Source organism: Falsigemmobacter intermedius (assembly GCF_004054105.1).
GTDB classification, from domain to species: domain Bacteria; phylum Pseudomonadota; class Alphaproteobacteria; order Rhodobacterales; family Rhodobacteraceae; genus Wagnerdoeblera; species Wagnerdoeblera intermedia.
Genome location: NZ_SBLC01000011.1, coordinates 60,281 through 80,897, shown reverse-complemented (window position 1 = coordinate 80,897; position 20,617 = coordinate 60,281). Strand labels below are relative to the sequence as shown.

The following is a 20,617-nucleotide window of genomic DNA, read 5'->3' as shown; positions in this document are numbered from 1 at the left end:
CAGCCTAAAGCATGAGAGAGGCGGGGCTGAAAACATTTGGCGGAGCCTGTCAAACGCGCCACTCTTCCCCCGGAGGTCTGATTGGGAGGACTGACGATGAAGGAAGCAACCCTGGTTGCTGCCCCGCCTGCGGGTCAGGAGAGCACAGAAATGGCTCCGCTGATCGCACTGGCCGCGGATCTGCGCGCGGGCCTTGTGGGGCACGAATATCTCACCGACCGTCTGCTGATTGCGCTGCTCACTTCGGGCCATGTGCTCATTGAGGGGCCGCCTGGTCTGGCGAAAACCCGGGCAGTGAAGCTGCTCTCGGCGGGGCTCTCGGGCAGCTTTGCGCGTGTGCAGTGCACACCGGATCTGATGCCGTCAGACATCACCGGCACCCAGGTCTATCATCCCGACAGCGGCGCCTTCAGCTTTCGGGAGGGGCCGCTTTTTCACAACCTGGTGCTGGTCGATGAGATCAACCGCGCCCCCCCAAAAGTGCAGTCCGCGCTGCTGGAGGCCATGGCCGAACGTCAGGTGACCAGTGGGGGTGAAACCCGCCCGCTGCCCGACCCCTTCCTGGTCGTCGCCACCCAGAACCCGATTGAGCATGAGGGCACTTTTCCGCTGCCCGAAGCGCAGCTTGACCGCTTTCTGCTCCATGTCGATCTGGCTTTGCCGGGGCTTGAGGCCGAACGCGCCATCCTGGATCTGGTCGAGGCTGAGGGCCTGTCGCAAACGCCTCAGAGCCAGAGCCGCGGAACCCGGCTGGACGCCGGGGCGATCCGTGCGGCCCGTGCTCATGTGGCGCAGATCCACCTCGCTCCGGCGCTGCGAGACTATATCGTGCGTCTGGTGGTCGGCACCCGCGAGACCGAAGGCGGTCCGCTGGAGGGATTGGTGGGCCATGCGGTCTCGCCGCGCGGCTCTCTGGCGCTTGCCGCCGGGGCGCGGGCGCGGGCGGCGCTGATGGGGCGCGATCATGCGCTGCCCGAAGATGTCACTGCCCTCGCCCCGGATGCCCTCGGGCACCGGATTATTCCCGGCTGGCGCGCCACCTCAGAGGGGGTGAGCGGGCGGGATCTGATTGCGCGGCTGCTTGATCATGTCCGTCCCTGGTAAAGGCCCGCGCCCCGGCCCCCTCGGGCTGAGTGGCGATCAGGTCACCGTCGCTGCACTGCTGGCGCTGGAGTTCGCGCCGCCGCTGCCGCAGGAAATTCCGGCCCTGGCGCTTGCCCGGCGCCCCGGTGTGACCGCCACCCGTGCGGCGGGGCAGGGCCATGTCATCCGCGAGCTGCGCCCCTTTGCCGAAGGGGATGATCCGCGCTTTCTGGACGCCGCTGCCTCGGCGCGGGCGGGCGCTCCGCAGGTGCGCGGCTTTCATGAGGACCGCGAGGGCAATCTGCTGCTGATTGCCGATTTTCGCCGCCCCATGCTGTGGGGAAGTCAGGCCCGCTTCCGGTCCGTGGCGGCGGCAGAGATCCTGATGCGGCTCGGCTGGCAGGCCATGAGCGGCGGAGGCGCGGTGGGTCTGGTGACGCTCTCGGATCAGGGGCTTGAGGTGACCCGCCCGCGGGCCCGCCACAGCGGCATGTCGCGGATCGCGGCCCATCTCGCCCGGGTCCATGCCTCAGCACTGGCGGCAACTGCGGCGGGCGCCGTCACGCCTGATCTCGATCAGCAGCTTGCCTCTGCGCTGCGCCATGCGCCCTCCGGGGCGATGGTGGCGCTGGCCAGTGGTCTCGATCAGCCGGGACCGCGATTGACGGCCGTGCTGGCTGCCCTGTCACAGCGGGGTCCGGCCGCGCTTTTACTGATCGAAGATCCGCTGGAGCGGGCCGCCCCGGCCGAGGCTTTGCCGACCCGCCGCCCTGGCCGTACTGAGGCGGAACTTCTGTCTCTTCAGTCGCTGCCTGAGAGCCGAAGCCGCCGGGCCTCCGATCTGCATCTGCCCGGGTTGAAGGTCGCAAGGATCGCCGCGGACAATCTGACTGCGGGGGCCGCGGCATGAGCGCTGAGGTCGTGGCCCGCCTGCATCCGCCGCGCCTGCCGGAGGCTTTCACCACCGCAGGTCCGGCCGATCTTCTGCTCGCGTTTGGCCTCGGTCTGCTGGGTTTTGGGCTGGTGTTCTGGCTGATTGCCCCCGCGCTGACGCGCAGGACAGTGCCGCCCTCAGCGCGGGCGCGTGCCAAAGCCGCCCGCGCGCTTCCCCCCGGTGAGGGAATGCTGGCCCTGGCAGAGCTTGCGGCCCAGCAGGGCACCGGTCTGACCCCTGAGGAACAGAGGGCGCTTTATGCCCGGGATCCGGGGGCCACGCCTGAGGCCCTGGCCGACCGGCTGGCGCGAGGAAGAGGGCGGTGGCTTTGATCAGTTTTGCCCTTCCGGTCGCCGGACTTCTGCTGTTTCTGCCGCTGCTGGTGCAGCTTTTACCGCCGCGCAGCAGTGGCAGCAGCAGCCTAGAACTGCCCGAAGGGCTGAGCCGCGAAGGCCGCGCGCCTGCACGGCTGAACCCGCTGCGCGGGCGCGGCGGGCTGGCCCTTCTGATCTGGGCCCTGCTGGTTCTGGCTCTGGCCCAGCCGCAAAGGGTGGAACTGCGCCCGGATCGCAGCGCGACGGGGCGCGACATTCTGCTGGTGCTCGATATGTCCGGCTCCATGGCGACCGAGGATTTTTCGCTCGATGGCGAAACCGTCTCGCGGCTGACGGCGGTGCGCCGGGTGGCGGGAGAGTTTATCCGCGCCCGCCAGGGCGACCGGGTGGGGCTGATCGTTTTTGCCGATCGCGCCTATGTCTCGAGCCCGCTGAGCCATGATCTCAACGCCGTGGTGCGCGCTCTCGATGAAGCGGTGATCGGGCTGACCGGCCGTTCGACCGCGATTTCAGACGGGCTGGGCCTGGCATTGAAGCGCAGCCTTGCCTCAGATGCGCAGTCGCGGGTGATCGTGCTCTTCTCGGACGGGCGCGACACCGCCGCGCGGATTGATGCACGCGAAGTGGCGCGGCTGTCAGCGGGGCATGGCATCCGCATTCACAGCGTGGCCCTCGGGCCCGAGGATCTTGAGACGCGGCCCACCTCCCGCGATGCCGTCGATATTGCGACCCTGCGTGAGATTGCCGAGATCGCCGGGGGCGAGACCTTCCGCGTGCGCACCCTTGAGGATCTTCAGGCCATGGCGGAGACGCTGGACGCGCTGGAGCCGAACCCTGCGTTGCGCCCGCCGGTTGCGGTCTATCAGGGGCTCTGGCCCTGGCCTGCGGGGCTGGCGCTGCTGCTTCTGGGGGTGCTGATATGGAGGCGGCCGACATGACGGAGCTGATCTTCCTGCGGCCCTGGTGGCTGGCGGCGCTGCTGCCGCTGGCGGCTCTGGCCTGGCGGCTCTGGCGGCAGTCGCCCCATGGCGGCTGGGCGCGGGTGATCTCGCCGCAGATGCTGGTCCTTTTGCAGCGGGATGGCTGGCTGCGGCCTGGTGAGGCGGGTCGGCTGCGGCTCTGGCTGCCGCTCGCGGGGGCGCTCCTGATCGTGGCCCTCTCCGGCCCTGCGGTGCCGCGTGCGGGCCAGGCGGAATATCGCAGGCTCGATCCTTTGTTGCTTCTGCTGGATCTGTCGCCCTCGGTCGTTGCCTCTCCGGTCGCGCTGGCGGGGCTGCAGACGGCGGCGATGCGGCTGTTGCAAAGCGCCGAGGGGCGGCCGGTCGGCGTGATGGGCTGGGCGGCAGATGCCTATCTGATCTCATCGCCCACTTCGGATGCGGAAAGTCTTGAGGGCACGATTGCGGTTTTGTCGCAGCAGACCATGCCGGTTGCAGGCTCGCGCCCCGATATCGCGCTTTCCATGGCGCGCGACCTTTTTGCCGGTCCTGAGACGGGAGAGGGGCCGGGCATCGGCGGAGCGGATCTGGTGGTCATCACCGATGGCGCGGGCATCGGAGAGCGCGCCTCAGAAGAGGCCCGCCGTCTCGCCTCAGACGGGGCGCGGGTCTGGGGCCTTGCGCTGCCCGCCAGCGCCGAAGGTGCGCCCGCACCGCAGCCTGAGGCACTGCGCAGCCTTGCGAGGGCGGGGGGCGGCGAGATGTTCCCCGAGGCGGCCACGCCTGAGCTTGTTCAGGCCATTGCCTCAGCGGCGCGTCTGCGTCTGGCGCGCGATCCCCAGTCGGCGGCGGCCCTGCAGGATTTCGGGCCCTGGCTTCTGGCGCTGGCAATGATCGCACTTCTTCCCCTGTTCCGGAGGCGTGAGGGATGAAATATCTGACATCCGCCGCCCTGATCTGCCTGATCGCAGCCTTTGCCCTTGGCGGCGCGGCGCCTTTTGCACGGCTTGCCATTCTGCTGGGCCTGCCAGGCGTTGCGGCGCGGATCACCGGGGATCCCTCCGTTGCGGGCGTGGGGTATTATCTGGCCGGAGACTATCCGAAGGCCGACGATGCCTTTCGCCGTGCGGGCCGCAATTCCACCTATAACCGCGGCCTCAGCCTGGCCTCGGTCGGGGCCTATCCGCTGTCGGTCGCCTATTTTCGCGCGGTTCTCTTTGTGAACCCCTCTGACAGTCAGGCGCGTGAAAATATGGCCTATGTCTCGACACTTTATCCGCCGGTGGTGGGCGAGGCCAATAACCAGGGCCGCATCAGGGCCGAGGCTTATAAGACCCATGGCGGCGCCGTGGTTGAGGGGGTGCGCCGACTGGAGCGGCCTTTGGACGAGGGCGGGCGCGTCGCCGATGAGGCCTGGCTGGCCGCCCTGGCCGATGATCCGGGCGAATTTCTGCGCCTGCGCCTGGCGGAAGAGCATCTGCGCCGCCTGTCGCTGGGCCTGACCCCGCCGGAGGAGGGCGATCCATGGTAAGGGGGCTTTTGATCATCATCCTGCTGCTCTGGCCGCTCACCGTGCGGGCGGAGGGGGAATTTTCGCTGACATTTCAGCTGGCGGAGCCGCTGGACCGCCCTGTCGTCGGGCAGATGATTCCGGTTATTCTGCGGGGCCGCTATGATCGCCATATCGCCAATGAAAAGCTGATCCTGCCGCCCAGTGAGACCTTTGACTGGATCCAGACCCACGCAGATGAATGGTTTGAAGAACGTATCGATGGCAAAAGCTGGCGTATCCTGCAGCGCCATCTGGCGATCTGGCCGCGTCATGACGGGCTTTTGCACTTCGGCCCCGCCGAACATCAGCTGACCATTATCACCCGCGCCGGTCAGCGCGCAGAGGCCAGCGTGAAGGCAGAGCCGCTCTCGGTCTCGGTCGCGCCGCATCCCGATCCGATGATGAACGGCTGGAAATTTGCCGCTCGCGCGGTCGAGATTGAGGACGTGCTTTCCGCCGATCCGGCGCGTCTGCCCGATGGGGAGGCGGTGACGCGGCGTGTGACCCTGCGTGCGCTTGGCTCTCTGCCCGAGCATCTGCCCCCGCGGCCGCTGATCTCAGAGCCATGGCTCATCACCTTCGCCGCGCCGGTCCATCGTGAGATGCGCCGCACCCCGGAGGGGCCGGTCTCGGAAGTGGTCTGGGAGTGGCAGTTCCGACCCGAGCATGGCGAGCCGGGGGTCCTCGAGCCCATCTCCATCCCCTGGTTCGACACCATCGCACATGAGATGAAAACCGTTGAAATTCCGTCAATTACCATCGGTTATGCGAGCTACTACACCGGCCAGACGGCCAAGGGCCGCTTCTCGGCGCGGCTGAAGTGGGGCCTTGCGGGGGCGGCATTGGCGGGAGTGTTTGCGGGCGGGCTGATTACTTTCTGGCGCTTCGGATCGCTGCAGCGGGGAGCGGCGCTCACGCAAAGGTTGCGGCGGCTGGATCTCCGGCGCTGGCTCGCGCTCTGGCAGGCGCGGCGCAGCGGGGATCTGCTTGCAGAGCGGCGCCTTGCGGAAGAGCTCAGCCTGTCAGAGGCGCAGCGCCGACGGCTCGATCTGAAGATTTACGGGCCAAAGGTCTGAGGCAGCGCGTGGAGAGCCCTGCCGTTCAGGGCTGTCAGACGCAGGGGCGCGCCTGAGACTGCATCGCCGGTAAGGACTTCGGCCCAGACGGGCGCTCCGCCTTTCCTCACTCCTGCAGAGGCTGGCCGAGCAGACGGCGGCGGCGCAGATCTTCGGGGTCGTTCTGCTCTTCGTCCCCGTTGTCATTCGGGTCCTCATCAATCGGATCATTTCCCGGCAGAACATTGCCGTCATCATCAAGGTTCAGCCGCTCCTCATCGAGCAGCGGCAGATCTTCCTGGGCACGGTCAAAGACCGGCTCATCGGCGAGGGGATCGGCTGACGCAGCCACGGGGCGGCCCTGCCGGGGATCTGGTCTGGTCATCGCAAGCTCCTGTGATCGCAAGTTGTAATGGATAACCCGCAAAGGGGCCAGGGTGTTCCCCTTCGGGCAGCAGAGCGGCTCTCTGCGGTCAAAAGAAAAGGCTGCCCGCCTTTCGACGGGCAGCCGGCAGAGAGAGAGGTTCTCTTACTTCGGTGCGATACGGAAGATCTGGCCTTCTTCGAGAACTGCGTAGAGGGCATTGTCCGGGCCAAGGGTCAGGCCGCGGAAACGGCCCTCAATGCCCGGCAGTTCCATGGTGACGACTTCGCCCGCGCTCTGGCCATCTTCTGACAGCTCAACCACATCGATGCGGTTGCCCAGCGGCGTGCCCCCGAAGGCAATGCCCATCAGACCCACCGCGAAGCGGCCGTTCCAGTCGCCCCACTTCTCGCCGACGAGGAACTCTGCCGAGCCGGAGCCCTGCGAGAGGCCCTTGTTGTTCCAGGCGGGTTTCATCGCATCCGGATAGAGTGCCACATCGGTCATCGGCATGAATTTCGCCCGCTCAACCGGGTCCATACCGTCATGCTGATTGGGCGAATAGCCGCAATAGTTGTCCGGGCAGTCGCCGCGACCGGATTGATTGGGGCGCGGATCCCAGCCGCCGTTGCCACCGACCACAAGGGCGGTGATCTCGTCGGAATGCCAGGGGCCATGCTCTGCGATCACCGGCTGACCGGTGCCGGGGCGGAAGGCGATGCCCTGCACGTTGCGGTGGCCATAGGTGTAGATGCGCGGATCAAATCCTTCCGGCGGCTTGTTCTCTGCCGCAGCTTTGCCGTCTTTGCTGATCCGCAGCACCTTGCCGCCCAGCAGCGTGCCGCTTTGGGGAACTTCGCTGTTATGGGTGTCGCCGGTGGTCACATAAAGGTAGCCATCGACCGGGTTAAAGCGGATCCGCCCGCCGTTATGCGCGCCCGAGCCACCGAAGGGGTGATCCGAGTCTTTCAGCTTATAGGGGATATCTTCGATCAGATCGGTGCGGTCGGAGACATTGGAGAAATCCTCTGCGACCTTATAAGACATCAGCCGGTTGGTGGTCGGATCGGCCTTTTTCGAGGCTGAGTAGACATAGATCGTGCGGTTGCCGGCGAAATCCGGATCGACAGCCACACCATTCATCCCGGCCTGACCGTTGCAGAAGAGATCCTCCTGAGGGCTTGCAAAGCCTTCGGCCCCCTCCATACCGATCAGTTTTTTAATGTCTCCCGAGGGCAGACGGACCGAGAGGCCGTCGCATTTCTCGGTGATAAACATCGTGCCGTCGGGCAGGAAAGCGACATCCCAGGACTGATCGAGCCCGCTGACGACTTCGGTGATTTCAAGCTCAGGGGCGGCCGCCATGGCCGGCAGCGCGGTCAGTCCGGCGAGAGCAAGCGCAGAAACGGTCGCGTAGTGAAAGCGTGAGACGGATGCTGGCATTCTCAATGTTCTCCTCCCAGAGATGTTGCCCGATCGCGCCCCGGGCAGGGACTGACCGGCGAAGCCGCAGCCAGGGGTCTGCTCTGCCCGACCCCCGAATGAGAGGGGCAGAGCAGACTCAGCGCAGCCAGGAAAGCCTAACAGCTTTCCGCCGTTTGTCGCCTTTTTTCCGCGAGGAGCCGGGACAGTGACGCCGGATTCGTGCAGCGGCAAAGAAAAAGCCCGCAGGGCGCAGAGCCGTGCGGGCTGATCGGATGCCTTGCGGCCTGTCCTGTGCGTCAGGCTTTCGGAGCCGCGTGGATCGGGTCCACCCAATAGACATTCTCCGGCGGCTCAACCGGGTCCACATCGGTGATATTCACCACAACGGCTTCATTGTCTGAACGCACCAGCACGCATTGCAGCACCTGGCTGGGATCTGCGTTGATCTCCTGGTGCGGCACATAGGGCGGGACGTAGATGAAATCGCCCGGACCTGCTTCGGCCACGAACTCAAGGCGGTCGCCCCACCGCAGACGTGCATGGCCGGAGACGACATAGATCACGCTTTCAAGCGGCCCGTGGTGGTGCACGCCGGTCTTGGCATCGGGCGCGATGGCAACGGTGCCGGCCCAGATCTTCTGCGCACCGACGCGGGCGTGGTTGATCGCGGCCTGACGGAACATGCCCGGGGTCTGGGCGGTGTTGCTGTCGAGCTGGTCGCCTTTGATCACGCGGACGCCGTCGTATTTCCACTTCGGCGCATCACCCTCATGGGCGTGGTCGTGAGAGTGGTCGTGGCTGTGGTCGTGATCGTGCAGATGATCGTGCGGCATGACGCTTTCCTTCTAACGCAGCGCGAAGCTCCCGCGCTCGGGCAAAGCGCTCAAGGTCTCTGCCCTATTTCTAAGACTTAGCGCTCTCGTGGCGGGCTGTGCAAGCCTGGCGCCACGGCTGCAATGCGGCCCCCGCGCGGTGGCACTCCGCGGCGCGGGGAACAATCTTCTGCCCGGACCGATCTGAACCGATACGGGGCAGGGCATGGGGCAGAGCGACCCTGCACGATGCCCTCGGCCTTGTTTTCCTGAGATATCAATCGGGTGACACCGCTTCGTGCCACGCTGGATGCCGTGGCGAAATGAGGGGCGCTGCTCTGAAGACAGCAAAGGATTCTCCGGCTGGTGCCAATGCGGGGGGCTTCATCCGGGAAATTTTCGCTCCAGGAGGAGAATAATTCTCTCTTCCCTCTGCGCCGCCGTCAGGAGCGGGGGCGTTCCGGGGCAACAGACCGAAGCGAAGGCGACCTGCGGAATATCTGCCCTCTGCAGGGCGTGAAGGCGAATTTTGTTCTTATCCTTCGGTGAGTGTCGGAACGGCACAAAAAGTAAGAGGCCAGCCGCCCTGGATCGGCTTATGTTAAAAAGCTGCCAGAGCAGCATTATTTGTAGTTTATTATTTCTTTTTTACCCTTAACTTTGAACATTCCTGCTACCGCCCTGCGGTTTCAGGTCCTTGCGGCACGCGCCCGCATGGTGCTTTTGCAAGGGGAGCCGCAGCGCGGTGACCCTGCCAGTTTCAGGCCCCGGAGAGACCGATGTTCCAAGTTGATGAAGCCCGCCTTGCCGGACCGCTGACCCAGCCTCTGGGCTATATGCGTCGGACGCGGGAGTGGTATCTGGGTCTCGGCTACGACAAGCCCTACGAATGGGCGCATAACCCTGACGCCCCCTTCACCCGTCCGTCAAAGCCACTGGCGGAGATGACCGTGGCGCTGATCACCACGGCCGCGCCCTATCAGGCCGACAAAGGCCCCCAGGGTCCTGGCGCGCCCTATAATTCGGCGGCGAAGTTCTACGAGGTCTTCTCGGGCCCTACGGACAGCGACCCTGATCTGCGGATCTCGCATGTTGGGATTGACCGCAAGAATGCCGATATGGCCGATCAGGGGGCCTGGTTCCCGCTGAAAGCTTTGCGCAAAGTTCTGGCCTCGGGCCGGATCGGGGCGATTGCGCGGCGGTTCCACGGTGCCCCCACCAACCGCAGCCAGCGCCATACCATGGAGGTCGATGCCCCTGAGCTGCTGAAGCGGCTGCGCGAAGACGGCGTCGATGCGGCGATCCTGGTGCCGAACTGCCCGGTCTGCCACCAGACCTGCACGCTGGTGGCGCGGCATCTTGAGGAGAACGGCATCGTCACCGTGGTGATGGGGGCTGCAAAAGACATCGTCGAGTTTGCAGGCGCGCCGCGGTTTCTCTTCTCGGATATGCCGCTGGGCAATGCCGCCGGTCGCCCGAATGATCCCGAAAGCCAGCTTCGCACGCTCAATCTGGCGCTCGATCTGCTGGAACACGCGCCCGGTCCGCGCACGACGCTGGCCTCTCCCGAAGAGTTCCGCGCCGATCACTCCTGGAAGCTTGATTACTCAAACATCCACCAGCAGACGCCCGAACAGATCAAAGCCCTGATGGAAGAGGCCGAGGCGGCCCGCATCCTGGCGCGCCAGATCCGCGAAGACACGCTGAAGAAAGAAGGCTGAGATGTCAGGATTGTTCCAGGGCGTCCGCATCCTTGATTTCACGCGGTTTTTTGCAGGTCCCTTTGGCTCTCACCAATTCGCGCTCCAGGACGCGGATGTCATCAAAGTCGAGCCCCCTGAGGGTGAGGACCAGCGCCGCTTTCAGTCCACGCCTGAGTGGGTGGCCCGCAATATGGCGCCGGCCTTTGCTTCGGTGAATGTCAACAAGCGCTCACTGACGCTCGATCTGCGCAAACCCGAGGCGCGGCAGATCATTGAGCGCCTGGTGGCGGATGCCGATGTGGTCTGGGAAAACTTCCGCCCCGGCGTGATGGAGCGTCTGGGTTTTGGCTATGACGCGCTTAAAAAGATCAATCCACGCCTGATCTATTGCGCGGTCAGCGGCTTTGGTCAGGACGGGCCGGAGCGCGGCACGGCGGCCTTTGACGGAAAAATTCAGGCGATGACCGGCCTGATGACCATGACCGGCAACCCCGAAGACGGGCCGATGCGGACGGGCATTCCGATCTGCGACCTGATCGGCGGGCTGAGCGGCGCTTTTGCCGTATCGGCCGCACTTTACCGCCGCTCGGTCACCGGAGAGGGGGAATTCCTCGATGTCTCCATGGTGGAATCGACCCTGAACGTGCTGACCCAGCAGGTCTCAGAGGTCACCATGGCCGGGATCGTGGCGCAGCAATATGGCAATCTGTCGGTTACCCGTAAAGTCACGGCGGACCGCTTTGCCTGCGGCGGCGGATATCTGATGCTGGCGATCCTGCTGGAGAAGCAATACGTGCGCCTGATGGAGACCATCGGCCGTGCGGATACGCTTTCGGACCCGCGCTTTGCCGACTGGCAGTCGCGCAGCGATCACGCCGGGGACCTTCGCGCGATCATCGAAGGCGCGATGCGCGAGGGCACGCCTGAGGCCTGGGCCGCAAAGCTGACCGCCGCGGATGTGCCCTGCTCGGTCATCCTGAGCATCGATGAAACGCTGCAGCATCCGCAGGTTCAGGCGCGCGGCTTCCTGCAGACCGTGCCCTCTGAGCATGGTCCGATGACCTTTGCAGGCCCCGGCTTCCGCACCGCGAAGGGGCCGGGGCAGATCACCCGCGCCCCTGTGGCGGCGGGGGCTGACAACGACGACATTCTGACCGAGGCGGGCTTCAGCCCGGACGAAATCTCCGCTTTCCGCAGCGCAGGCGCGCTTTAAGCGGACCACTTTTCAGGGAGATCACTATGACTGAGACCCGTTTTCGCACCTTCCTTGCCGGGATCGCCCTCGGCACCAGTCTGGCCTTTGCGGCACCTGCCTCGGCAGAAGTGTCGGAAGTGACGCTGGCAAACCAGTTTTCGCTCTCGCATCTGCCGCTGATGATCATGAAAGATCAGCAGTTTATCGAAAAGCAGCTTGCGGCCCAGGGTCTGCCGGACACCAAGGTGAACTGGATCAGCCTCGCGGGGTCTTCGGCCATGATCGACGGGCTGCTCTCGGGCAGCCTGCATGTGGCCTCCACCGGCACCTCGGGCTTTGCGGTTCTTTGGGACAAGACCAAAGGCCAGGTGAAATCGCTGGGCGCGCAGGCCTATAACGTGCTGAACCTCGTGACCCGCCTGCCGGGCGTGGAAAAGCTCGAAGATCTGCCGCTCGACACCAAAATTGCGGTTCCGGCTGTCGGCACATCACCCCAGGCCCTGGCGCTGAAGATTGCGGCCCTGCAGAAATTCGGCCCCGATCAGATCAACCGCTTTGACCAGATGACCGTCACCATGGCGCATCCCGATGCCTATGCGGCGCTGCAATCGAGCGGCTCTGGTGTGGATTCGCATTTCACGGCACCGCCCTTTGAGGTTTGGGAGACCGCCCGCATTGACGGTGCGAAAGTCATCCTGAGTGCTGAGGATGTGCAGGGCGGCGAGCCTGCCACCGGCACCGTGCTTATGGCCACCACGAAATTCCGCGATGCCAACCCGAAAACCTTCACCGCCGTCCATGAGGCGCTGAAAGACTCGGTGAACTTCATCAACGAAAACCCGGAAGAGGCCGCGAAGATCTATCTCGCAGCGCTGAACAATACCAAAGACTCGGTTGAAGAGACCGCAAAACTGATCGCTGATCCGCGGATGGGCTATACCGTCACGCCGACCAATGTGGTCAAACTGCTCGGCCTCTTTAAAGACGTCGGCGCGATCAAGACTGTCCCGGAAGACTGGAAAGACCTGTTCTTCCCGGAACTCCACGAACTGAACGGCAACTGAAAGGTCAGGCCCGATGGAGACGAAACTGCTGAACGTCGACGGCGTCACGCTGCAATATAAGACCCCGGAGTCGCTCATCACCGCCACTTATCGTGTCAGCTTTGACGTCAATAAGTCGGATCGTTTCATCCTTCTCGGGCCCTCGGGCTGTGGAAAATCCACGCTTCTGAAGGCGGTGGGCGGCTATCTGAACCCGACGGAGGGTCAGATGAGCCTGAACGGGCGGCGCATCTCGCAGCCCGGCCCCGACCGGATGATGGTGTTTCAGGAATTCGACCAGCTGCTGCCCTGGAAGACGGTGCTGGAGAATGTGATGTTCTCGCTGACCGCCAGTGGCCGTCTGAACAAACGTGAGGCGCGTGAACGCGCGCTTCACTATATCGACAAGGTGCGGCTGACGAAATTTGCCGACAGCCATCCTCACCAACTGTCGGGCGGCATGAAGCAGCGCGTGGCCATCGCGCGCGGCATGGCGATGGAGCCTGATATTCTGCTTATGGATGAACCCTTTGCGGCGCTTGACGCGCTGACCCGGGTGCAGATGCAGGATGAACTGCTGCAGCTTTGGGAAGATACGAAATTCACCGTTCTTTTCGTGACCCACTCGATCTCAGAGGCGATCCGCATCGGCAACCGCATTCTGCTGCTGTCGCCGCACCCGGGCCGCGTGCGCGCCGAGATGATCTCGGACGGCGAGGACCGTGTGGACCCGGCAACGGGGCGCAAAATGTCAGAGATCATTCACGACATGCTGTTTGAAAATGAGCAGAAGGGAGCAGAGGCCCATGGCTGAGCCCGTCACCGCAACGCCCTTCATCATTCGCGAAGAGAACACCTCTCAGGCCCCGGCGGATCTGGTGATCGAACGCCGCCGCCTGACGGTGTTTGAACGGCTCTGGTCCATCGGTGCTTTGCGCAAAGCTCTGATCCTGATCGCGATCGCGCTCTTCTGGGAAGGCTATGCCCGCTGGGCCGACAATGAGCTTTTGTTCCCGACCTTCACCGCCACGCTTCAGGCTATGGCCGAGGGGATCAGCAACGGAAAGCTCCTGACGGCCACCTGGGGTTCGCTGAAGCTGCTGCTGGTGGGCTATTTCGGCGGCATCATTCTGGCGGCGCTGATGTCCGTGGCGGCGATCAGCACGAAGATCGGCAACGACATTCTGGAAACCATGACGGCGATGTTCAACCCGCTGCCGGCCATTGCCCTGCTGCCGCTGGCGCTTTTGTGGTTCGGTCTTGGCATGGGCTCGATCATTTTCGTGCTGATCCATTCGGTGCTCTGGCCGGTGGCGCTGAATACGCATTCGGGCTTTACGGCGGTGTCGCCGACCCTTCGGATGGTCGGGCGCAACTATGGTCTGCGCGGGCTGCCGCTGGTCTTTAAGGTGATGATCCCGGCGGCCTTCCCCTCGATCCTCGCCGGACTGAAGATCGGCTGGGCCTTCGCCTGGCGCACGCTGATCGCGGCCGAACTGGTCTTTGGTGCGACCGCAGGCGGTGGCGGCCTCGGCTGGTATGTATTTGAAAACAAAAACATCCTTGAGATCCCGTCGGTTTTTGCCGGTCTTTTGTCGGTGATTATCGTGGGCCTTGTGATCGACAACTTTGTCTTCCGCGTGATCGAGCGGCGCACCATCGCCCGCTGGGGTATGAGCCACGGATGAAACCGGGCCTGAGGAAAAGAAAAGAGCCGCTGTCGGGAAGGCAGCGGCTCTTTTCCGTTCAGGGCAGAGAGATCAGGGGCGGACGGCCGTGACCTCAATCTCAACCAGCCAGCGCGGGTGAACGAGCGCATCAACGATCATCGCTGAACGCGCGGGCAGGTTCGGCTGGTCGGCCGTGCCGAAGAACTGGGTATATCCCTCCATAAAGCCCGAAAAGTCGGCCGCAGCCCCTTCGGGCGCGACCAGGAAGACCTGCATCTTCACCACATCCCCCATGGTGAGGTTCAGATCTTTCAGGGTCGCCTCAATGCCTTTCAGGACCGAGATCGTCTGGGTTTTCGTATCCCCCCAGGCCTCTGCGGTGGCGGCATCTGCCGCAGGATCGGCCGGCTGCGGGACCGCGCCGCTGACATAGACCGTCGTGGCCCCGCCGGGAACCTCAACCGCCCGCGCGATGGGAAAATCAGAGCCGGGGGTCTTGTGCCGGATCACCTCCTGAGCGGGGGCGCTCAGCGGCAAAAGGCACAGGAGGGCTGCGGAGAGAGAGATGCGTTTCATAGCGAGGTCCTGTCATCAGAAAAAGTATCGGCCTGCGCCGGGGCGGGGGCGCGGCTGGCGGGATTGCGATGTTACTCGCGCATGGCCTGTACATCGGCGGCTGTGGAGCTGCCTTCATAGCTGTTGCCCAGGTTGTGGCGGACATAGTTCACCACCTCAGCCACCTGCTCATCATCCATGATGCTGCCCAAAGGAGGCATCGCCCGATAGCCGTTCAGCACCCAGGCGATCACGGCATCCGGGGATTCCACGAAATCGCTGTTTGCAAGAGGCGGGTAAGCGCCCGCCCCTTCAGCTCCCCGGCCATCGGCCATGTGGCAGCCGGAGCAGACGGCATTGTAGATCGCCTGACCCTCGCGTTGCGGCAGGGTGGGTGTTGTGCCGCTTTGCACGAAGTCCTGTGCCACGGCTGCGCCCGAAACAGCCAGAGTGGCGATGAGCGTGGCGGCAGTCAGAATAGTTTTCATTTTCCGTTCCTTTCCTGCGCGCGCTCAGGCCTTCGTGACGACCTTATGGAGCCGCTCAATTGCATTGAGAGCCGAGAGGATCGCGCCTTCCTGCCAGGCAGGCAGATAGGACATATGCTCCCCGGCCATCAGGACGCGCTGATCCATCTTCAGGGCCTGGGGGTAATGGGTGGCCATATCGCGCCATTCGCCGTAGCAGCCCAGGACCCAGGGCACACGGTGCCAGGCGACGGAAACCCCGCTGGAAAATTCCTCACGGTATTGCGGGTGGATCTGCTCGCCATATTTCAGGGCAAGCTCAATGCGCTCCTCATGCTCAATGGCGTTGAACTGATAAGAGGCCGCGCCCCAGGAATAGGTCGCGAGCAAAACACCCGGCCCGTCGCTGAGAAATTTTGTCGAGGGATAAGAGATCAGCGTGATCGGCAGATCGGTATAAGTGATCCCGCCATAGATATGCTCATCCTGCTCCCAGAAGCGCCGCTTGAATTCCAGAGCAATCTTAATTGACGAGGCATAGGGCACGCTTTCGATTGCCTCGGTCATATCGGCGCTGAAATTATGCTCAATCTGGCTGAGAATGGAAAAGGGGATGGTGCAGATACAGTAATCCGCCGTCACCGTCTGCTCTTCGCCATCCCCCTCGCGGGGGACGAAAGTCGCGCTGACACCTGTTTCACCACCCTCTATGCGAATGACCTTGGCGTTATAGGTGATCAGGTCTTTGACTTCATTCTCAAAGGCTTTGGCGATCATATCCATCCCGCCAACGGGTTGGAAAATGGCCGACTGATGGTCAATGGATTCGCCGGTGATCAGATCATTCCAAAGTCTACCGCGCAGAATATCGCTCAGAGAGATGATATCTGAGGCCACGGGCTCGGCCCCTTCGCCGCCACCGGGATCCGTCTGCCAGCCGCGATAAAGCGAGACGGCATCAGATTTCACATATTCTAGGTCGTCGTTCAGCACGCCGTAACGTTTGAGAGACTCCACCAGCAGCTGAGCGTCTTCATCCGTGACCAGATCGTCGAGCTTGTCCTGGTTGATCGCCTTGGCCAGCAATTCCGAAATCTGGCCGCGATAATCCGACTGGATCTCTTTGAACCTTTGTGGCTTGCCGCCAAAGGCCTCAGAGTTATGGACATAGGCGTTGTAATTGACCTGGATAAAGGGCTCAAGCTCAACCCCGAAACGGCGACAATAGTCTAAAACCGCATAATGGTCCGAGGGGATACGCCATGGCCCCGCATTAAGGTAATTGCCTTCGGCGAATTTGACTTCCTGCTTATGGCCGCCAAGCTCGGTATAGACATCGCCGCCTCGCAGGGTCCAGCAGCGCCCGCCGGCTTTCTCCCGATATTCAAGAACCCGGACTTTATAGCCCGCGCTGCGCAGTTCCAGCGCGGCGGTCATCCCGGCCAGACCTGCGCCAAGGATCAGCACGGAAGTTCCCTTCGGATCGCCCTCAAGCTTCACCGGCCCTGCGTAATTTGACGGACGCGCGTGGCCCATGCCGGTCATTGCCGCATACATTGCAGAGGCTCCCGCACTGGCCCCCACCATGGCCAGCAGGCTTCGCCGCGTGATGCCGCCTGGAATTGTCACCATTTCCCATCCTCCCGAGCGCGCGACCTCCCTCAGGTCCGGTCGGCGCGAAAGCCACTCATACCCGTTCAGGCTGCACACGCCCCTCCACCGGGCGGGCACAGTCCGTTCGGGTAACAGCCTCAGGGCGGCGGGGTTCCGCAAAAGTGCCTGAGCAGGCCCCGGACGGCGCTTTCCCGCCGGGGGTGAGTGGGTAAGACGGGTGGGGCAGGGGCCTCAGTCCTGGATCTGCCCGCCGTCTGTGCCTTTCGGGGAATGGGTGATCAGACGGACCGCGCTGCGCCCGCGCACGTGGTTCCAGAGCCAGTTCCAGGCGACCGTAGCCCGGCTGCGCGCGCCGATCAGGAAGTAGATATGCGCAATACCCCAGACCCACCAGGCCAAAAAGCCGCGCATCCGCAGCCGGCCATATTGGATCACGGCAGAGCGCTTGCCGATCGTGGCCAGATCACCAAGGTGGCGATATTTGAAATCCGGCGGGGCCGCCCGACCCGACTGACGTGCGCGGATCACACGGGCCACATAAGCGCCCTGCTGTTTGGCAGCGGGGGCGACGCCGGGCACGGGTTTCCCCTCCCAGGCGGGAACCGTGGCGGTATCGCCGATCACGAAGACCTCCGGGTGACCCGGCGCGGTCAGATCGCCCAGGACCGGAACCCGGCCCGCGCGATCGCCCTTGATCTGCAGCCAGTCCGAGGCCGGAGAGGCTGCCACCCCCGCCGCCCAGATCCGGGTCTGGCAGGGCAGAAATGTGCCGCCGATGTCAATCCCATCCTCCCGGCACTCGGTGACCGGAGCGCCGAAGCGCAGCTCAACCCCGCGCCGCTCCAGCGATTTCGCGGCATAATCCGAGAGTTTGGGATCAAAGGCCGCAAGCAGGCGGGATCCGGCCTCAATCAGCAGGATGCGGCTGGCGGCGGTGTCGATATTGCGAAACTGCGGGCGCAGCTTTTGTGCAAGCTCGGCAATGATCCCGGCCAGTTCCACCCCGGTCGGCCCGCCTCCGACGATGGCGAAGGTCAGAAGGGCTGCGCGGCGGGCGGGATCGGCCTCGCGCTCAGCCCGCTCAAAGGCGAGAAGGATGCGGCGGCGGATCAGTGTGGCATCCTCAAGGCTTTTCAGCCCCGGCGCAAATTCGGCCCATTCATCGCGCCCGAAATAGGAATGCCGCGACCCCGTGGCGATCACCAGGGTATCATAGGCCACCGGCTCCCCTTCGCTGAGGATCACCTTTCCGTCCCGGATCCCCGTCACGGTCGCCAGCAGCGTGGTGACGTCGGGGCGAGGCTCCATCAGGTCGCGCACCGGCCAGGCGATTTCAGAGGGCGACAGAATCGTCGTGGCCACCTGATAGAGCAGCGGCTGAAACAGATGATGATTGCGCTGATCGATCAGGGTGATGCGCAGACCGGCACCTTTCAGGCTGCGCACGGTCTGAAGGCCGCCGAAGCCTGCGCCAATCACCACAACATGGTGCGGCCCCGCCTGGCCGTCTTTCGGGTGATCGGTCATCTCGCCTCCGTTTTCCACTGGTCCCGGTTGCGGGATCTGTCAGGTCAACGGTTAAAGACGCCGCAGGTTTCCCGCAACGCGGCCCTAGAGCGCAGGGGCGTCCTGTCGCGGCGGCCAGAGAGCGGGGGGCATGGCGGTAAGCCCCCCGGTCTGAGGCACAGCCGCAGCCCCGAAGCCCCGGGCGCTGAGCAGCCCTTGCGTTGCGACACGGCCCTGCGCGATGCGCAGCCGGACCTTGTCCCCCTGGCGGTGGTAAAGCTCCGGATGTGCGGCGAGGAAATCCTCTCCCTCAGCTCTGGTGCCAAAGCCGTCGATGAAGTGGTGGGCGTTTTTCTCCACATGGCCGAGGCCAAGGAACGAGACCAGCGCCAGATCCTGTTGCAGGGCGGTCCCCGGCTCACAGGTCAGATCCTCGGCAGAGAGAAGTCCCCCCGGTTGCCAGCGCGTCATCCGCGCCGCATTCAGGATCGATTTGTAAAACCCCTTGCAGACCTTGGTTGAGACACCGCGATAGCCCAGATCGCGCGCCAGTGTCGCCGCCTCGAGGCTGCCGTCGGATTCGTCGATGATGATCGGCAGATCCCGGGCGATCCCGCTGACCGGCACCGCAAAGGCCTGATCGCGGTGGATCGGCTGCTCAAGGCAAAGGAGAGCGCGGCGCAGAACCGTCAGTTCCGGGTCAGCCTCAAAGGCGCTCCAGAAGGCCCGGAGAGCGGCGGCATCCCGGAACTGCTCATTGCCGTCGAGGGTGACCCGCAGCCCCGCGCCCAAGGGGGCGAGGATCGCCGCAATACTGCGCAGCCGCGCAAGATCGGCCCCGACATCGCCGCTGATTTTCAGTTTATAATAGTGGCCGCCATAGTGGCGCACCACCTCCTCCAGGGTCTCGGGCAAGCCATCGTTGACGCGGCTTTGCTGGTCCGCCGCCGTCAGCGGATCGGCCAGCCCTACGGTGTGGCGCAGCGCGAGGCTGCTTTGCGGGATCTGCGCGGCGAGAAACTCTCCCAAGGCAAAGCCTTCCAGATCCGGTGTCAGATCGGGGATGACCATGCCCGCCAGATTGGCCTTCATGGCTGCCGCAAAGCCAAGGCCCTCGGCGCGGCAAAGCGCATCAAAGACCGCCCGGTCCAGCATCGCCGGCCCGAAAGAGGCGATGAGCGGGTTCAGCCCCTCAGCCTCAGCCGCCCTCATCTGTGCGGTGTAATGGCGGGCAAAGAAGGAAAAGGCGCTGCCCTTCGGCAGGGCCAGATAGCCCTCTGACGCCAGTTCGACCGAGCGGCGCAGCTGGTGGTGGTTCTGGGCATCGGTGAGGCCCGGGTTTTTATCAAACCACTTGGCACTCAGCGCTTCAGCCGACCAGCCGGTGGCTGAACGCCCGTCCGCCAGTTCGATCCGGACCTGCACCACAAGCTGCAATCCGCCGGACATGGTGGTGACACCAAAGCGGAAGGGCATCCGCATCTGATAGGGCCGCTCGAAACAGCGGATTTCTGCGACCTTCAGATGCGGTGCCTGATCGCTCATTCGGGGACAAATCCATTGCCGGAGCCCGGCTCACGCCCGAGCAGTTTGTCGTAGATCTGCATCGACAGCCGCCCGAATTCCGGGCTGACCCGGGTTTCCAGGCTGCGCGGGCGCGGCAGATCGATGTCGAGCACGGTATCGATCCGGCCCGGACGCGGCGACATGATCACCACCCGGTCCGAGAGAAGCACGGCTTCGGGGATCGAATGGGTCACAAAGAGAACCGTCTTGCGGGTCTGCGAGCTTTCGCCCCAGATCCGCAGAAGCTCGAGGTTCATCTCGTCCCGGGTCATGGCATCCAGAGCGCCAAAGGGCTCATCCATCAGCAGAATTTCCGGGTCCATCAAAAGACCCCGGCAGATCGCGGCGCGTTGCTGCATCCCGCCCGACAGCTCTTTGGGGAGCTTGTTTTCAAAGCCCTTCAGACCCGTCAGTTCCAGAAGTTCCATCGCGCGGTTGCGGTAGGCTTTCGGGTTTTTGCCCGAAAGCTCCGCCGGCAGCAGCACGTTATCAAGGATGGTGCGCCATTTCAGAAGAACCGCGGCCTGAAACACCATGCCCACATTCGGGATCGGACGATCAACTTTCACGCCGTCCACAAGGATGGTGCCCTGACTGCGCTCGCGCAGACCGGCCACCACCCGCAGAAGGGTCGATTTTCCGCAGCCCGAAGGCCCGACAAGCGAGATGAACTCGCCCTGCCGGACATTGAGGTTGATGTCGCGCAGCGCTTCGACCGGACCCGAGGCGGTGTCATAGGTCATCGAGACCCGGTCGAGCTGGATAGAGAAATTGTCCACGCGGTTCCGCCTGTTCTTCTT

At 63.9% G+C, this 20,617-nt stretch carries 21 protein-coding genes; 12 read left to right on the top strand and 9 right to left on the bottom strand.

What is annotated here, in order from left to right; genetic code table 11:
* Positions 1-150 precede the first annotated feature (150 nt).
* Genes EP867_RS09695 through EP867_RS09665 form a run of 7 tightly spaced genes read left to right on the top strand, consistent with a single transcriptional unit; the run spans position 151 to position 5,918 of the window.
* The gene (locus EP867_RS09695; protein WP_128488698.1) at positions 151-1,104 is read left to right on the top strand and encodes an AAA family ATPase; all 954 of its coding nucleotides are present in this window, start codon (positions 151-153) and stop codon (positions 1,102-1,104) included.
* On the top strand, positions 1,088-1,993 hold the full coding sequence (locus EP867_RS09690) for a DUF58 domain-containing protein (protein WP_128488585.1): 906 nt from the start codon (positions 1,088-1,090) through the stop codon (positions 1,991-1,993). The genes EP867_RS09695 and EP867_RS09690 overlap by 17 nt, the downstream gene beginning before the upstream one ends.
* Entirely contained in the window at positions 1,990-2,349 is a 360-nt protein-coding gene (locus EP867_RS09685) for a hypothetical protein (protein ID WP_128488583.1), read from the top strand. Before EP867_RS09690 ends, EP867_RS09685 begins: the two co-directional genes overlap by 4 nt.
* The gene (locus EP867_RS09680) at positions 2,340-3,290 is read left to right on the top strand and encodes a VWA domain-containing protein (RefSeq protein WP_380049733.1); all 951 of its coding nucleotides are present in this window, start codon (positions 2,340-2,342) and stop codon (positions 3,288-3,290) included. The genes EP867_RS09685 and EP867_RS09680 overlap by 10 nt, the downstream gene beginning before the upstream one ends.
* On the top strand, positions 3,287-4,222 hold the full coding sequence (locus tag EP867_RS09675) for a vWA domain-containing protein (RefSeq protein ID WP_128488581.1): 936 nt from the start codon (positions 3,287-3,289) through the stop codon (positions 4,220-4,222). The genes EP867_RS09680 and EP867_RS09675 overlap by 4 nt, the downstream gene beginning before the upstream one ends.
* Entirely contained in the window at positions 4,219-4,821 is a 603-nt protein-coding gene (locus tag EP867_RS09670) for a hypothetical protein (protein ID WP_128488579.1), read from the top strand. Before EP867_RS09675 ends, EP867_RS09670 begins: the two co-directional genes overlap by 4 nt.
* Positions 4,815-5,918 carry a BatD family protein gene (locus EP867_RS09665; RefSeq protein ID WP_128488577.1) on the top strand — a complete coding sequence of 368 codons (1,104 nt, stop codon included), beginning with the start codon at positions 4,815-4,817 and terminating at the stop codon, positions 5,916-5,918. Before EP867_RS09670 ends, EP867_RS09665 begins: the two co-directional genes overlap by 7 nt.
* Positions 5,919-6,024: 106 nt before the next feature.
* Here EP867_RS09665 and EP867_RS09660 read toward each other — a convergent pair whose 3' ends face one another.
* The 3 genes from EP867_RS09660 to EP867_RS09650 form a co-directional block, all read right to left on the bottom strand.
* Entirely contained in the window at positions 6,025-6,282 is a 258-nt protein-coding gene (locus tag EP867_RS09660) for a hypothetical protein (RefSeq protein WP_128488575.1), read from the bottom strand.
* Between the two features lie 144 nt (positions 6,283-6,426).
* The gene (locus EP867_RS09655) at positions 6,427-7,704 is read right to left on the bottom strand and encodes a PQQ-dependent sugar dehydrogenase (RefSeq protein ID WP_128488573.1); all 1,278 of its coding nucleotides are present in this window, start codon (positions 7,702-7,704) and stop codon (positions 6,427-6,429) included.
* A 278-nt stretch (positions 7,705-7,982) separates the two neighbouring features.
* Positions 7,983-8,519 carry a cupin domain-containing protein gene (locus EP867_RS09650; RefSeq protein WP_128488571.1) on the bottom strand — a complete coding sequence of 179 codons (537 nt, stop codon included), beginning with the start codon at positions 8,517-8,519 and terminating at the stop codon, positions 7,983-7,985.
* A 758-nt stretch (positions 8,520-9,277) separates the two neighbouring features.
* Between EP867_RS09650 and EP867_RS09645 the strand changes: the two genes are divergently transcribed.
* The 5 genes from EP867_RS09645 to EP867_RS09625 are packed head-to-tail and all read left to right on the top strand — an operon-like array spanning position 9,278 to position 14,127.
* Positions 9,278-10,219, top strand: coding sequence for a glycine/sarcosine/betaine reductase selenoprotein B family protein (locus EP867_RS09645; protein WP_128488569.1), 942 nt, complete (start codon positions 9,278-9,280; stop codon positions 10,217-10,219).
* Position 10,220: 1 nt separating this feature from the next.
* Positions 10,221-11,414, top strand: a complete 1,194-nt coding sequence (locus EP867_RS09640; RefSeq protein ID WP_128488567.1) for a CaiB/BaiF CoA transferase family protein — start codon at positions 10,221-10,223, stop codon at positions 11,412-11,414.
* A gap of 26 nt (positions 11,415-11,440) precedes the next feature.
* Entirely contained in the window at positions 11,441-12,460 is a 1,020-nt protein-coding gene (locus EP867_RS09635) for an ABC transporter substrate-binding protein (protein WP_128488565.1), read from the top strand.
* Between the two features lie 13 nt (positions 12,461-12,473).
* Complete coding sequence (locus tag EP867_RS09630) at positions 12,474-13,253, top strand: ABC transporter ATP-binding protein (protein ID WP_128488563.1); 780 nt, start codon at positions 12,474-12,476, stop codon at positions 13,251-13,253.
* On the top strand, positions 13,246-14,127 hold the full coding sequence (locus EP867_RS09625) for an ABC transporter permease (protein ID WP_128488561.1): 882 nt from the start codon (positions 13,246-13,248) through the stop codon (positions 14,125-14,127). The genes EP867_RS09630 and EP867_RS09625 overlap by 8 nt, the downstream gene beginning before the upstream one ends.
* Before the next feature lie 72 nt (positions 14,128-14,199).
* On the opposite strand, the gene EP867_RS09620 is transcribed toward EP867_RS09625, so the two are convergent.
* The 6 genes from EP867_RS09620 to EP867_RS09595 all read right to left on the bottom strand — a co-directional run bounded on the left by EP867_RS09620 (position 14,200) and on the right by EP867_RS09595 (position 20,596).
* Positions 14,200-14,685, bottom strand: coding sequence for a RidA family protein (locus EP867_RS09620; protein ID WP_128488559.1), 486 nt, complete (start codon positions 14,683-14,685; stop codon positions 14,200-14,202).
* Positions 14,686-14,756: 71 nt separating this feature from the next.
* Positions 14,757-15,152: a c-type cytochrome gene (locus EP867_RS09615; protein ID WP_128488557.1), complete on the bottom strand. Its 396-nt coding sequence runs from the start codon at positions 15,150-15,152 to the stop codon at positions 14,757-14,759.
* 24 nt (positions 15,153-15,176) lie between these two features.
* Complete coding sequence (locus EP867_RS09610; protein ID WP_241656876.1) at positions 15,177-16,763, bottom strand: flavin monoamine oxidase family protein; 1,587 nt, start codon at positions 16,761-16,763, stop codon at positions 15,177-15,179.
* A gap of 213 nt (positions 16,764-16,976) precedes the next feature.
* Positions 16,977-18,272: an NAD(P)/FAD-dependent oxidoreductase gene (locus EP867_RS09605; protein WP_128488554.1), complete on the bottom strand. Its 1,296-nt coding sequence runs from the start codon at positions 18,270-18,272 to the stop codon at positions 16,977-16,979.
* 84 nt (positions 18,273-18,356) lie between these two features.
* Entirely contained in the window at positions 18,357-19,796 is a 1,440-nt protein-coding gene (locus EP867_RS09600; RefSeq protein ID WP_128488552.1) for an enolase-like domain-containing protein, read from the bottom strand.
* Positions 19,793-20,596, bottom strand: a complete 804-nt coding sequence (locus tag EP867_RS09595) for an ABC transporter ATP-binding protein (RefSeq protein ID WP_241656875.1) — start codon at positions 20,594-20,596, stop codon at positions 19,793-19,795. Before EP867_RS09595 ends, EP867_RS09600 begins: the two co-directional genes overlap by 4 nt.
* Positions 20,597-20,617: the final 21 nt, after the last annotated feature.

Excerpts from the sequence above, each read along its gene's own strand:
- EP867_RS09665 (WP_128488577.1), top strand. The coding sequence starts at position 4,815 with ATGGTAAGGGGGCTTTTGATCATCATCCTGCTGCTCTGGCCGCTCACC.
- EP867_RS09600 (WP_128488552.1), bottom strand. The coding sequence starts at position 19,796 with ATGAGCGATCAGGCACCGCATCTGAAGGTCGCAGAAATCCGCTGTTTC.
- EP867_RS09645 (WP_128488569.1), top strand. The coding sequence starts at position 9,278 with ATGTTCCAAGTTGATGAAGCCCGCCTTGCCGGACCGCTGACCCAGCCT.
- EP867_RS09670 (WP_128488579.1), top strand. The coding sequence starts at position 4,219 with ATGAAATATCTGACATCCGCCGCCCTGATCTGCCTGATCGCAGCCTTT.
- EP867_RS09675 (WP_128488581.1), top strand. The coding sequence starts at position 3,287 with ATGACGGAGCTGATCTTCCTGCGGCCCTGGTGGCTGGCGGCGCTGCTG.
- EP867_RS09630 (WP_128488563.1), top strand. The coding sequence starts at position 12,474 with ATGGAGACGAAACTGCTGAACGTCGACGGCGTCACGCTGCAATATAAG.
- EP867_RS09615 (WP_128488557.1), bottom strand. The coding sequence starts at position 15,152 with ATGAAAACTATTCTGACTGCCGCCACGCTCATCGCCACTCTGGCTGTT.
- EP867_RS09695 (WP_128488698.1), top strand. The coding sequence starts at position 151 with ATGGCTCCGCTGATCGCACTGGCCGCGGATCTGCGCGCGGGCCTTGTG.
- EP867_RS09650 (WP_128488571.1), bottom strand. The coding sequence starts at position 8,519 with ATGCCGCACGATCATCTGCACGATCACGACCACAGCCACGACCACTCT.
- EP867_RS09640 (WP_128488567.1), top strand. The coding sequence starts at position 10,221 with ATGTCAGGATTGTTCCAGGGCGTCCGCATCCTTGATTTCACGCGGTTT.
- EP867_RS09690 (WP_128488585.1), top strand. The coding sequence starts at position 1,088 with ATGTCCGTCCCTGGTAAAGGCCCGCGCCCCGGCCCCCTCGGGCTGAGT.
- EP867_RS09685 (WP_128488583.1), top strand. The coding sequence starts at position 1,990 with ATGAGCGCTGAGGTCGTGGCCCGCCTGCATCCGCCGCGCCTGCCGGAG.
- EP867_RS09635 (WP_128488565.1), top strand. The coding sequence starts at position 11,441 with ATGACTGAGACCCGTTTTCGCACCTTCCTTGCCGGGATCGCCCTCGGC.
- EP867_RS09660 (WP_128488575.1), bottom strand. The coding sequence starts at position 6,282 with ATGACCAGACCAGATCCCCGGCAGGGCCGCCCCGTGGCTGCGTCAGCC.
- EP867_RS09625 (WP_128488561.1), top strand. The coding sequence starts at position 13,246 with ATGGCTGAGCCCGTCACCGCAACGCCCTTCATCATTCGCGAAGAGAAC.
- EP867_RS09620 (WP_128488559.1), bottom strand. The coding sequence starts at position 14,685 with ATGAAACGCATCTCTCTCTCCGCAGCCCTCCTGTGCCTTTTGCCGCTG.
- EP867_RS09605 (WP_128488554.1), bottom strand. The coding sequence starts at position 18,272 with ATGACCGATCACCCGAAAGACGGCCAGGCGGGGCCGCACCATGTTGTG.
- EP867_RS09655 (WP_128488573.1), bottom strand. The coding sequence starts at position 7,704 with ATGCCAGCATCCGTCTCACGCTTTCACTACGCGACCGTTTCTGCGCTT.
- EP867_RS09610 (WP_241656876.1), bottom strand. The coding sequence starts at position 16,763 with ATGGTGACAATTCCAGGCGGCATCACGCGGCGAAGCCTGCTGGCCATG.